This window comes from Bacteroides sp. NGMCC 1.200775, from assembly GCF_040798045.1.
Lineage (GTDB): Bacteria > Bacteroidota > Bacteroidia > Bacteroidales > Bacteroidaceae > Bacteroides > Bacteroides hominis.
In genome coordinates, this window is the sequence record NZ_JASCQK010000005.1 from 157,425 (window position 1) to 170,492 (window position 13,068).

The 13,068-nt window shown below is 50.8% G+C and carries 11 protein-coding genes; 2 read left to right on the plus strand and 9 right to left on the minus strand.

Translation table 11 applies throughout. The features are described from left to right. Window positions 1-346: 346 nt before the first annotated feature. Window positions 347-1,942 (plus strand): FISUMP domain-containing protein, encoded by a 1,596-nt coding sequence (locus QK890_RS14460; RefSeq protein WP_250716787.1) that lies wholly within the window; start codon window positions 347-349, stop codon window positions 1,940-1,942. A 32-nt stretch (window positions 1,943-1,974) separates the two neighbouring features. Next, window positions 1,975-2,733, plus strand: a complete 759-nt coding sequence (locus QK890_RS14465) for a DNA-binding domain-containing protein (protein ID WP_032541136.1) — start codon at window positions 1,975-1,977, stop codon at window positions 2,731-2,733. Window positions 2,734-2,905: 172 nt separating this feature from the next. On the opposite strand, the gene QK890_RS14470 is transcribed toward QK890_RS14465, so the two are convergent. From QK890_RS14470 to QK890_RS14510, 9 genes are all read right to left on the minus strand, one after another. Beyond that, window positions 2,906-3,715 (minus strand): metal ABC transporter ATP-binding protein, encoded by an 810-nt coding sequence (locus tag QK890_RS14470; protein ID WP_032541126.1) that lies wholly within the window; start codon window positions 3,713-3,715, stop codon window positions 2,906-2,908. 134 nt (window positions 3,716-3,849) lie between these two features. Continuing rightward, a complete protein-coding gene (locus QK890_RS14475; protein ID WP_032542688.1) occupies window positions 3,850-4,785 on the minus strand; it encodes a metal ABC transporter solute-binding protein, Zn/Mn family in 936 nt (311 codons plus the stop codon). Between the two features lie 72 nt (window positions 4,786-4,857). Continuing rightward, on the minus strand, window positions 4,858-5,622 hold the full coding sequence (gene mnmD, locus QK890_RS14480) for a tRNA (5-methylaminomethyl-2-thiouridine)(34)-methyltransferase MnmD (protein ID WP_250704499.1): 765 nt from the start codon (window positions 5,620-5,622) through the stop codon (window positions 4,858-4,860). A gap of 11 nt (window positions 5,623-5,633) precedes the next feature. Beyond that, entirely contained in the window at window positions 5,634-6,110 is a 477-nt protein-coding gene (locus tag QK890_RS14485; RefSeq protein ID WP_005779653.1) for a YqaA family protein, read from the minus strand. Continuing rightward, window positions 6,095-7,087 carry a hypothetical protein gene (locus QK890_RS14490; RefSeq protein WP_234072754.1) on the minus strand — a complete coding sequence of 331 codons (993 nt, stop codon included), beginning with the start codon at window positions 7,085-7,087 and terminating at the stop codon, window positions 6,095-6,097. The genes QK890_RS14485 and QK890_RS14490 overlap by 16 nt, the downstream gene beginning before the upstream one ends. Next, complete coding sequence (purD, locus tag QK890_RS14495) at window positions 7,087-8,361, minus strand: phosphoribosylamine--glycine ligase (RefSeq protein ID WP_367627433.1); 1,275 nt, start codon at window positions 8,359-8,361, stop codon at window positions 7,087-7,089. Before purD ends, QK890_RS14490 begins: the two co-directional genes overlap by 1 nt. A 22-nt stretch (window positions 8,362-8,383) precedes the next feature. Further along, window positions 8,384-10,528 carry a S9 family peptidase gene (locus QK890_RS14500; protein ID WP_032541135.1) on the minus strand — a complete coding sequence of 715 codons (2,145 nt, stop codon included), beginning with the start codon at window positions 10,526-10,528 and terminating at the stop codon, window positions 8,384-8,386. Window positions 10,529-10,691: 163 nt separating this feature from the next. After that, the gene (locus QK890_RS14505) at window positions 10,692-12,032 is read right to left on the minus strand and encodes a class I SAM-dependent RNA methyltransferase (RefSeq protein WP_005779647.1); all 1,341 of its coding nucleotides are present in this window, start codon (window positions 12,030-12,032) and stop codon (window positions 10,692-10,694) included. A gap of 76 nt (window positions 12,033-12,108) precedes the next feature. Next, window positions 12,109-13,008, minus strand: coding sequence for a serine O-acetyltransferase (locus QK890_RS14510; protein ID WP_005779645.1), 900 nt, complete (start codon window positions 13,006-13,008; stop codon window positions 12,109-12,111). Window positions 13,009-13,068 lie beyond the last annotated feature (60 nt).

Sequence of the window (13,068 nt, forward strand, 5' to 3'; positions counted from 1 at the left end):
GACTTATAAAATACAGATTTAGTTTTTCAAATGGTGTTTCAAAAGACGTACGTCTGATGCAACAAAGATAGGTTGCTTTTTTCATCTGTGCAAATCTTTCTACATCGTTTTAATTATCAGTCATTTATCTATCCTCCTTGCATTTAGTGCGGAGAGTAACAATGGTGTTTCAAAAAACGTACGTTTTTTGAAACACCATTGTGTGTCCAAGACCGTTATATCTGATTGTAATACACAAACTTACGCATAATAAAAGTGGTATCAAACAGCCTTTCCGGACCTATACGAGAATGTATAAGTCCGCAATGTGTCTTTGATACGATTATTCACTTTAATATCTTAGTATATGAATAGAACTTTTATTATGCGAGAGTGTCTCGGTAAAGCCTTATGGCTGTGTTTTTGCCTTTCGATAGCAGGATGTGCGGAAGATGACAGAATGACTCCCCTGTCTGCTGACAGCGGGGATACTGCCGATGAATTAATCCCCATCCATATCAGCCTGACGGGTGACAACAACTATCATTCATCTTCTTTTAATGACGCTTCGCCCCGTAACCACTCTCCCCTGATCGCCGAATGGGTGGGGGTAAAAGCTTTCTCCCCTACACGCACGGGAGAGCAACCGGACTATGAAGGTCCCCGGATAGCCTCGATGGAACTGACGGAAGATACTCTACCCTGTGCAAATACCCGTGCAACAGTGCCTGCGGGAGTTTATTTCCGGCTGATTGTTTTCCGGAAGTCCGGAAATAACTATGTCTTCCAGTCGGCGGCCGATTACACCTCAAATGGTACGGGCACTCCTGTACTCAAACAAGGGAAATTGCTGACACGCTCGGGAACGATACGCGTGGTGGGCTACTCCTTTAATACCACTGCCGCTGCCGACTTGGGAACTATGCCTTCCACGTATGCCTACAACAGCAGTACAGTGTCTATCCCTAACATGAGCAAGGACTTCATGACCTTCGATTCCGGAGATATAACGAGTGTAAACAGCCTCAGCCACAATCTTCTTCCGGTGAGCTTCGGCCAGAAGCTATGTAAATTGACGATTACCATCAGTCCTACCGGGTTTCCAAGCAATACGATCAGCAATTGCACGGGTGTATACGTAAAGCAAGGGGGAAATTCCACATCGTGGAAGATCGGTCCTTCGACCAATGTGGTAGCCGCCAACACGAATAATACGGCGGCATTCAGTCCGAACACGACCCTGAGTACAACCATACGCATGGTTCCGTTTGCAGGGGCCAGGACCATTACAGTGCATTTCAATACGCTGACAATAAGCGGACGGACCGTGCCCAACAATACGGAAATCACCTCCACCCAAAGCGTGCAACTGAAAGAGGGAAAAAGCTATACGATGAAAATACAATTTAAGAAAGCCATCGGAATTAATGTACCTTCCGGAAGTATCAATTTAACTGCAAATGGTTGTTCTGCAACTGATAAAACAAATTTAGCCAAACTGACCTGGGCAGATGGGAATCTGAAAAGCACAGGATCTGCTAATTATGTGTGGGGAACTTATTCAGAATACGGATATTATTATCCATGGTATAAAGATTATAGTGGAAATAATATAGACCCATGTACAAGACTTAAAAGTGATTACGGAACGGGCTGGCGTACTCCATCAAGGAATGAATGCTTATCGCTATCCAGATGTACGGATAAAGCTGCTGTAACTAGCGGAGGTAATAAGGGAATGTGGTTTATGAATAATTCCAAAGGTTTATTTTTACCCTTGGCAGGTGCGCGAACTTGGAGTGGGGGAAGTGGCACTACCGCTACAGAAAGTGGATACGCACGTTATTGGACCAGTACTAACAATAGTAGTAGTATTGCATATTCACTTAATTTTGAGAATAATAAAGCGGAAGTTAATTCAAGTACTAAAGGAGACGGATTTAGTGTCCGCTGTGTAAAATAATAGATTTATAAATTATTAAAATCGTAATGATCATGAAAACCGAACTCAAAGGCTGGCTTGCGGACAATACCGTGACCACCGACAACAAAGAAGACAAAATCCTTATATTGGAAAGCGCCGGAAACCTGACACTAACCGATGTACTGGATGAAATGAAGAAAGAAGATACCGGCTTGCGGGCAGAGACTTTAAAGCATGCCGTCGATCTTTTTCAGCGCACAGTATCAGAATTGGTACTGAACGGATACTCTGTCAATACGGGGCTTTTTCGTGCCGTCCCACAGTTTCGCGGCGTGATAGACAGTGGGATATGGAATCCCGAGAGAAATTCTATCTATGTTTCCTTCAATCAGGATAAGGATTTACGTGAAGCTATCGCACGGACCAATGTGAAAATTCTGGGAGCCAAAGGTGACCCGGCCTACTTCATCGGTGGTGAAGACGCTGCCACCCGTGCCACAGATGGCAGTGCAACTGCCGGACGTAACTATCGCCTGCAGGGCAAGAATATCAAAGTAGCAGGCACAGACTCTGCCGTAGGTATCGTATTGATTGACGAAAAAGGCACAGAAACGAAGTTACCGATGGATATGATCGCCATAAACAACCCCTCGGAAGTATTGGTGCTACTTCCTGCCGACTTGAAAGACGGAACCTATGAACTGAGATTGACTACACAGTTTTCAACCGGTAATAAGCTACTGAAAGTGCCTCGTACGGTGATCCGTAATCTGGTTATCGGTCTTCCTTCAGGAGGAGATGGTGGTATCGTAGATGATCCTACAGCCTGATTTCGGGGAAAGAGGATTTCCCAGTTCAAGGAAGGCTTTCTTCCAAATGTAGGGAGGGCGCCGTTCTTCGGCTGGGGAAGGAGGATTGTGTAAGGGCTCCGTTCTGCATTACTTCAGATTTTATGTGAGGTAGTGCAGAGCGGAGTTTTTGTATAGGGTGCGGCGGCGTTCATCACTCCTCGCCGCTCTCGTGGCAATGGCAATGCGGGCCCAGCACCCGGTGAGGCAGTGTGCCGTGTCCTAACAGCTCGATGGGGCAGTTGAAATTCCGTTCCAGCCATTCGGTGTTGACGCTTGCGGCCGGATGATAGTCCAGTGTTTCGTTCACACAGGCGATGTTCTTCACCTGTTGCAGCACCGTCCCGATGTCGTGGCTGACAAGGATGATGGCGCAGTCGCGGTTGATTTCGGCCAGCAACTGGTAGAGGCGGGCTTCGAAGCGCTTGTCGATATAGGTGCTCGGTTCGTCGAGAATGAGCAGTTGCGGGTCGCTGATGATGGCGCGTCCCAGCAGGGCGCGTTGCAGTTGTCCGCCGCTCAGCTGCCCGATAGCACGGTGTTCCAGTCCCTCGAGTCCCATGCGGAGGATGACTTGGCGGGCTTTCTCACGTTGAGGGTCGTTGAAGCGGCTGATCAGCGATTTCTTTGAGCTCAGTCCCGACAGGATCACTTCCAGAACCGAGATGGGGAAGGAGCGGTCGATCGAGTTATACTGCGGCAGATAGCCCGTCGTGAGCGGTTCGTGATGCTTGACGATCTCTCCTCCCGTGGGGCGGAGCAGTCCCAGGATGCACTTGATGAGGGTGGTCTTCCCCCCTCCGTTGGGACCGATGATGCCGAGAAAGTCACGCTCGTAGACTTCCAGGTTGACATCGTGGAGCACAGTGCGTCCGTCGTAGGCGGCCGAAAGGCCCCGGATGGAGAGGAGGGAGGCAGAGGCTGTTCCTTCCGTATGCTTGTGGCTGTTTCTTTCTTTATCCATAGGTTGGTTGGGGTTAGTTATTATTGTCTGGGTTCACCACAGAGGACGCAGAGGACACAGAGAATATTTTCTCTTTCATATCTTAGAAGCAAGAGATTAAAACTCTGTGCCCTCTGTGTCCTCTGTGGTGAATCCTATTCTGCGCTGAGGCTTTTCGCTACGTTCAGCATCTCCTCCTCCCAGTCGTACGAAAGCGGATTGATGGGTACCACCCGTGTTCCGGTCTGCCGGGCAATGATTTCAGCGTTGCGGCGGTCGAATTCCGGCTGCACGAAGATGATCCGTACCCCTTCTTTGCGGCAGAGATCCATCAGCCCTTTCAAGTGGGCGGGTGAGGGTTCCTTACCCCCTTCCTCGATGCTGATCTGGTGTAACCCGTAGTCGCGTGCAAAGTAAGAGAGGGCCGGGTGGTAGATGATGAAGGCACGGTCGGCTCCGGGTGCCGACAACGTCCGGCGGATCAGGCTGTCCGTCTGCTCGATGCGTTGGCAGAGCGAGTCGTAGCGGGCTTTGTAGTATGCCTCGTTCTCCTTGTCGAGCACGGTGAGCGCCTTGAACGTGTTTCCGGCTATGATCAGTGCGTTCGCTGCCGAGTTCCAGATGTGCGGCTCCACGCCTCCCTCGTGGCGGTGGTCGCCGTGATCGAAGGCGGATTCAAAGATCAGGTCTACCCCTTTCGAAGTGTCGAACACCTGGATGTGGGGCGTATTGTTCATCAGCCGGTCCATCCACGAACGTTCGAAGCCGATGTATCCGATGCGCAGGTACGCCTCGCTCTCGCCCAGCGACACCAGTTGCTGCGGGGTGGGGTCGTATGTTTCGGGGCTGCTGCCTTTGGGCACCATGCTGCGTACGGTAAACTTGTCTCCGGCGATGGCTTCGGTGAAATACCGTTGCGGCTCCATGGTGACGGTGATGATCCGTTTGCCGGTACTGTCCTTTCCACGCCCGGAACAGGCGGAAAGGAGGAGCAGAAAAAGAAAAGCGAAGACGGCCGCACCTCCGGTTCCTCTCCCTGGGAAGGGGAAGGCGGGGGCGACTGTCGGCTGTTGTATTCGGTTGGTTTTCATAATGGTTATCCTTGTTATCGTTTTAGTTCACCACAGAGGACGCAGAGGGCACAGAGTTTTAATCTCTTGCTTTTAAGATATGAAAGAGAAAATGCTCTCTGTGTCCTCCGTGGTGAGAGGTATCTTCTTCGCCCTCAATATTTCCCTTTTGCCACCCGGAGGGCCCGGAAGCCGTTCCACGGTGAATCCGGCCGCCTGCAGCATCCTTCGTACCACTCCTTTGGCGCAATACGTAGTCAGTATTCCGTCCTTTTCCATCATAACGTACAGGCGGTCGAATAGTTCTTGCGTCCACATCTCCGGCTGCTTCTCCGGCGCGAAAGCGTCGAAGTAGATAAGGGAGAATAGCGGTGAATGATCAGCGATGGACGGTGAATGATCAGCGATCGGCGACGGACACTCCATGCTTGTGAAGTCTCCCTGTATCTTCCTCAGGGTGAAATGTGGAGTGATCCGCACATCTTCTCCCCAGGGCGATGTATGGAGAGCCTTCATCCATTGCGCAGCCTGTTCGTCGCCGGTCGCCCGCCGTTCCTCGTTAGTATACCCGAGCTTCTCCACCGTTTCCCACGGCAGGGGATAGAGCTCGATACCTGTATAGTGTACCTGCCTGCCCGACTTTTCCGCTTCGATCAGTGTGAGCAGTGCGTTCAGCCCCGTTCCGAACCCTATCTCGAGGATGCGGGGCGAGGGGGCGGCGGAAGTCTTCAGCCCCATGTCGATGAAGATATGCGAGGACTCCGTCAGGGCCCCTTTGACGGAATGATAGTGCTCGTCCAGTTCGGGAACGAAGAGAGTGGCACTTCCGTCGGCAGTATATTCAATGATTCTTTCCATCTTTCAGTTCTTTACATAACCAGGTTCAGGGCTTCCTGCATCGCTTTCAGCAGGATGATGTAACGTATCAGTTTCCCGGCAAACATCGAAGCGGTGGTCAGCCACACGTTGCTCCGCATGAATCCTAAGGCCATCGATATCACCTCGCCGATGGCCGGCAGGAAGGCAAAGAAAGCCATCAGGGCGCCTTTCCCCCGGAGGAAACGCTGCATCTTGTCTATCTTCTCCTTCTTGACCTTGAAGTATTTCTCAATCCAGTCTACTCTGCCCAGGCGCCCCATGTAATAGCACGTCATCCCTCCGGCTGTGTTCCCTAACGAAGCGGAAATGAGGCAGAGAGCAGGGTCGAGCCCTAATTTCACCAGCCCTAACAGTACGATCTCCGAACTGAATGGGACGATGCTTCCGGCCAGCAGCGCCGAAATGAACAGGCCGGGATAACCCCAGTCAATGAGTATCTGTGAAACGGTTTCTATAAAAGCGTCCATATGTTAAAGCAGAATAAGGCGATGAGGGCAACCATCGAACCGATGAAAAAGAGGTTGGACGTCCGGCTGTTGGTCAGTACGAACAGGTGTCCCACCAGGATACTGACGCCGATCAGCAGCAGCGAAAGCAGATTCATGCTCAGGGTGGGTTGCAGCACGATGAACAGGAAGATGCAGAAGTTGAGGAAAATAAGGAAATGCAGATAAGCGCGCGTCCGTATCTTATCCTCGTATCCTGCCACGATGCAATGCACCGAGCTGACCACATACAGGATGAACAGATAGCCTAACGTGACGACTTCCCACAAACGGAAATCGTGCCCGAAGTCGATGTGCCGGAAACTGATCAGGTTGACGAACGGCTGATAGAAAAGCGCCATTTCGTTGTGGAAGAACGCATGTCCCAGTAAGAACCAGTAAGGGACGCTCCAGCCTGTCATTGCCCCACAGAAGCTGCGGAACGTGAGCGCCTGGAAGTTGGATGCCCCCAACAGCCAGATGGGGATGAAGTACGTCAGTTGCGGAAACACGATGCTGCCCGCGCTCAGAAAGGCGAACGAGTGGAACAGGTATCCGGCGGGCCGGGGGTCCTGATAGCTCTTGAACAGGAAATAAAGCGAGATGAGAAAGGCTACGGCGGCAATGTCGCCCGCATAGAGCAGGTGCATGCCGGGACAGGCCGTGATGAGCAGAAAGTAAAGCGATGTCTGCACGGATGCCCTCATGCGGATGATGGCAAACGTATTATTCAGCTCTATCAGGAAATAACCGATGGCGGCAAAGAGCAGGAAGCTGACAATGCGGTTGGCCCATGCGGGTATGTTTACGATATCCCATAGAGAGTAGGCCGACTCTTTCGTCTCCAGTCCGGGCAGTAGAAAGGAGGTCAGCACCCAACAGGCGATACACGTAAAGATAACGACAGGCAGTGTGAATCTGCCCGCCGTTATCCGGCCTTGTAGTCTTTGGTTTCTCATTATAAATCGAAGCCGATGTCGCGGCGATAGTTCTTGTCCTTAAAGTTAATCATGTCGGCCACCTTGTAACATTGTGCCAGTGCCCCGGCCTTGTCGTTGCCGTAAGAGCAGATGGCGAGCACGCGTCCGCCACTGGTCACCACCTGGCCGTCCTTCATGGCTGTTCCGGCGTGGAACAGGATGCTGTCCGTTGCCCGGGCTGCTTCCAGTCCGCTGATGGCGTACCCTTTCCGGTAGGATTCGGGGTATCCTCCGCTGACCATCATCACGCAAGTGGCCGTGCGCGGGTCGATGACGAGTGACCGGGTGTCGAGGTTGCCTTCGGCCACGCCTTCCAGCAATTCTACCAGGTCGCTTTGTATGCGCAGCATCACGCTTTCCGTTTCGGGATCACCCATGCGGACGTTGTATTCGATCACCATCGGTTCGCCTTTTACGTTGATCAGTCCCAGGAAGATGAAGCCTTTGTAGACGATGCCTTCGGCTTTCAGTCCGTTGACGGTCGGTTCGATGATGCGGGTGCGCACCTTCTCCATAAACACCTCGTCGGCAAACGGGACGGGAGTCACGCTGCCCATGCCGCCGGTATTAAGCCCTTTGTCTCCTTCACCGATGCGTTTGTAGTCTTTGGCCACAGGCAACACCTTATAATGGTCGCCGTCCGTCAGCACAAATACGGAGCACTCGATGCCGCTCAGGAACTCTTCGATGACCACCGTTGCCGAGGCATTGCCGAACATACCGCCGAGCATCTCTTTCAGCTCTTTTTGAGCCTCTTCCAAGGTAGGCAGGATCAGTACACCTTTACCGGCGCAAAGTCCGTCTGCTTTCAGCACGTAGGGGGCTTCGAGCGTTTCGAGGAATGCCAGTCCCTCGTCCAGTGTATCGGCCGTTACGCTCCGGTAGCGGGCTGTCGGTATGTGGTGGCGCTGCATGAATTCCTTGGCGAACTCTTTGCTGCCTTCCAGCTTGGCTCCTTCCTTCGACGGGCCGATGACGGCAATCTCTTTCAGGCAGGGATTGTTCTGGAAACGGTCGTAGATACCTTCTACCAATGGGTCTTCCGGCCCTACTACAATCATGTCGATGTTCTCTTCAAGAGCGAATGCTCCTAAAGAGTCGAAATCGGTTGCTTTGATGTTTACGTTCTCGCCTACTTCAGCGGTTCCGGCATTGCCGGGCGCGATGAACAGCTTTTCTACTTTCGGGCTTTGGGCGATCTTCCATGCCAGGGCGTGTTCACGGCCGCCCGAACCTAACAGTAATATCTTCATGTCTTTTTGAGGATTTATATCTTTATAAATAGTCTTCGAAATAACGGGTTATCTTTTCATGCAGATGCACACGGTCGCGTCCCGACACATTGTGCTTGTGGCACGGATAGATGAAGAGGTCCGGATACGTGCGGGCGTCGATGCAGGCTTTCATGAACGAAAGGGTGTGTTGCGGCACGCAAGTATCGTCGTGGTCGTCATGGATAATCATCAGATGTCCCTTCAGGTTACCCGCCAGGTTTTTCAGGTTGCACTCCTTGTACCCTTTCGGGTTGCTTTGCGGAGTGTCCATGTAGCGTTCGCCGTACATCACTTCGTAATATCCCCAGTCGATGACCGGACCGCCGGCTACACCTACTTTAAAGATCTCGGGATAGCGGAGGAGGAGGGCAGTGGTCATGTGTCCGCCAAAACTCCAGCCGTGTACTCCGATGCGGTTTCCGTCGACGTAAGGGAGGCTTTTCAGGAATTCGGCTCCTTTCACCTGGTCTCTTCCCTCTTCAATGCCCAGCTGGCGGAAAGTGACGTTCTCAAAATCGAGTCCGCGGTTGTCGCTTCCGCGTCCGTCCACGGTAAACAGGATGTAACCTTTGTTCGCCATGTAAATGTCCCAGCCGCGTGCCCCATTCTGCCAACCGTTGGTGACCATTTGTGCATGGGGGCCGCCGTATACATAGATGATGGCGGGATATTTCTTGTTCAGATCGAAGTCTGCCGGCTTGACCAGGCGGTAATACAGGTCTGTTTTGCCGTCTGCCGCTTTGATGGTACCGGTTTCGATGCTTGGCATCTTATAGCCTGCAAAGGGATCGGCTGCCGTGAGCAGGTTGACACTTTTACCGCTCTGTACGTCAAGGATATTAATGCTGCGCGGAACGCTTGGAGAACTGTACTGGTCAATCAGGTAGCGTCCCGAAGGGCTTAGTTTGCCGCTGTGCACGCCTTCGCCACTGCCCAGAGGAGTACGTGTCCCGGTTTTGATATCCACGCGGAACAGGTTGCTCTGCAAGGGCGAGAACTCCGTACTTGCTATGATAATCTCCTTCTTCTTGGCATCGAAGCCCAGCACCTCTTTAACCAGCCATTCGCCTTCGGTCAACTGGCGGAGTTGCTTGCCGCTTGTGTCGTATAGGTAGAGGTGGCTGAAGCCGTCTTTCTGGCTCTGGTAGATAAACTTGCTGCTGTCCCAAGGCAGGAAAATAATCGGTTCCTGAGGTTCTACATACTTGTCGTTTTCCTCTTCAAAAAGAGTAGCCATCAGGTCGCCTGTCTCGGCGTTATACTGGCAGAGCTTGGCATGATTCTGGTCGCGGTTCAGTTCTATCAGGTAGAGGCTCTTTTCATCCGGCGCCCAGCTGATATTGGTAAAATAGCGGTCGGTCGGGTCTCCGGCATTGAGATAGATGCTTTTTCCGGTAGCAGGGTTATAGATGCCCACTTTCACCTGGTGGCTGGTCATTCCCGCCATCGGGTAACGGATGTTGTTGACTTCGGCAATGGGAGCGGTGATGTCAACCAAAGGATATTGGGCCACCATGCTTTCGTCCATGCGGTAGAAAGCGAGCAGGTTGCCCGAAGGACTCCAGAAGGTCCCTTTTTTGATTCCGAATTCTCTGCGGTGGACAGCCTGGCCGCATACGATGCCTTGCGGTTCGTTGGTTACGGCTTTGTCGTCTACATAAAGATTATTGCCGATGGTATAGGCCACATGCCCCGTTTCGGGCTGATAATCTCTGTTGACGCCTTCTTTGGGAACTGGGCGCGTACTGATAATCTCGCGGTAGTCGAAATCGTAAACGATGTATTTGTCCGGCAGGCTGATCAGCATCAGGCTTTTCTTCGGCCATGGGAAGCTGACATTGTGGAAGTGTTGCAATTTACCGTGGTTGCCGGCTTCTAACGCCTTGTTTACTATATTACGGGTGGTCAGTGGTGTTTCCTTCCCGTTTTTGGGATTTATCATGAACACTACCTCTATTTCCGGTTTGATACACTCATCGCCCCACCATTGCAGGCCGAACAGATTCTCAGCAGAACGGTAGGTGGCTCCGCCCGGGATCAGGTCTTCCAAGGTCGGCGTTTTGGGTTCTTGTGCCATAACGTTTGGTATTAGTAAAGATAAGAGCATTACTAATAAAGCATTCTTTTGTTTACTGTTGGTTTTCATGATTTGCTTTATCATTATTTTAGATCCTTTGATTTGTACTCTGCCCAAGTTCGTCGTTCTTGACTGGATGACAGCGCTTATCCGGGCAAGGACGATGTACTCAGGCACGAAGAGCCGGATGGCAGCCGATTCATCCATTTACAAGCTTCTGTCGGGAAATAGCTTAGTCTTCCTGAGGTTTCTCGATTCTTGGCTCACGATTCCCTTTGAATTCTCTCGGTTTTCTGTCTCCGTATCCCGAACTACGTTCTTCACGCGGTCTTCTTTCCCCTCTGAATCCGCCTTCTTCCCGGCGTGGCTTGAATTCTCTTCTTTCTCTTGGAGCACGTTCGCTGTTTTCATCACTGCCTTCCTGACCCTTGAATTCCTTATATTTACCGTCGAAGATCTGGTATTTGCGGAACTCACACTCCAGGGGACCATTGAATAACGGGGTTTTTATACTCGGTTTCAGTCCGATCTGGTCGAAGCATTCTTCACGGTAAGACAGTATCCATGCATCGTTTCCGACAAAAGCATGTTTGAGGCGTTCGCCGATCATATTATACAGTCCCAGAAGGTCGTTGGTCGAGATACGTTCTCCGTAAGGGGGATTGGTTATGATAATCGACTTTTCAGCCGGTTGTTCAAATTGCTGGAATGGTTGCAATTTCAGGATAATGTCTTTCGATACTCCCGCTGCCTTTACATTATGGGTTGCTATCTCATTGGCTTTCGGGTTATTGTCGTAACCATATATCTTATGGGTGAACTCACGTTCCTGGCTGTCATCGTTGTATATCCGGTCGAACAGGTCCTGATTGAAGTCTCCCCATTTTTCAAAAGCAAATTCTTTTCGGAACACTCCCGGGGCAATATTACGCGCAATTAAAGCCGCTTCGATGGGAATAGTACCCGAACCACACATTGGGTCAATCAGGTCGCACTCGCCTTTCCATCCCGTCATTAAAACCATCCCGGCTGCCAGAACCTCATTCAATGGAGCTTCTACAGCTTCCTGGCGATAACCTCTCCGGTGAAGTGATTCACCCGAAGAGTCGAGTGAGAGGGTACAGGTGGTCTGTGCAATGTGGATGTTCAGTAGTACATCCGGCTTGCTGATGCGTACAGAAGGACGCTTTCCGTTCAATTCGCGGAAATAGTCGACAATGGCATCTTTTACTTTGTAAGAGACGAACTTGGAATGACGGAATTCATCGCTGAATACTACTGCGTCAACGGCAAAAGTCTTGTCTACATCCAAGATCTCTTCCCAGCGAATGGCTTTGATCTGTTCGTAAACAGCGTCAGCATCTTTTGCGGTGAAGTGCTTGATGGGTTTTAGAATACGGATTGCAGTACGCAGGCAGAAATTTGCTTTGTACATCATCTCTTTGTCACCGGTAAAAGAAACCATACGGCGTCCTATTTGTACGTCGTTTGCTCCAAGTGTTGTCAATTCCCCTGCCAGTATCTCTTCCAGTCCCTGAAAGGTTTTGGCAATCATTTCAAATTGTTCGCTCATAAAATGGATAACATGCCAGTGTGTTAATGCTCCGGTTATGGACCGTGCGACCGGCGTTTTAATGTTGTTAATTATATTATTTTTTTGCTTTTGTCTGTACGATTCTGGCTCCTGCCGGTATGTTTTCGGTTACCCAAATATTACCGCCTACGGTGGCGTCACGTCCGATGGTAATCCGTCCCAGAATGGTAGCGTTGGAGTAGACGATCACATTGTCTTCCAGAATGGGGTGGCGTGGAATACCTTTAATCGGTTTGCCGTCAGCATCCAGGGGGAAGCTTCTTGCACCCAGTGTCACTCCCTGATAGAGTTTCACGTTATTGCCAATGATACTTGTGGCTCCGATCACCACACCGGTACCGTGGTCAATGGTGAAATGTGTGCCGATTCTTGCACCCGGATGTATATCGATTCCGGTTTCACTGTGTGCCATTTCGGTAATGATACGCGGAATTAGCGGTACTCCTAATTCCAGGAGTTCGTGTGCGATGCGATAGTTGCTGATCGCTTTAATGGCGGGATAGCAGAAGATCACTTCACCGAAACTTTGTGCGGCAGGGTCACCATTGTAGGCTGCTTCCACATCTGTGGCCAAAACACGACGCAGATGGGGGAGTTTACTGATGAACTTAGCCGCCAGACGAGCCGCTTCTTCACGTTTCGACTCGGTGCATTCATTGCATTGGTCACCATTGCCAAAACACAATCCGGCAAGAATTTGCTCTGTGAGCAGATTGAACAGTTTTTCTACATTGACACCGATATGGTAGTTGATAGTGCGGCTGTTGACTGTTGAGTTTCCGTAATATCCCGGGAAGAGAATGGAGCGCGCTAATTCGATAACATCGCACAATACCCGTGGCGAGGGCAATGGCTCACCGTCTTTATGTTGGTGAAACAGTCCTTTGTATGATTCGCTTTCCGATAGCTCATCGACTGTTTGTGTCAGGATGTGAGTGAAGTTCAGTGGACTCATTATGAGGCTATTCTAATTATATTGGCTACAAAGATATGAATAATTGCGCATAAAAAGTAG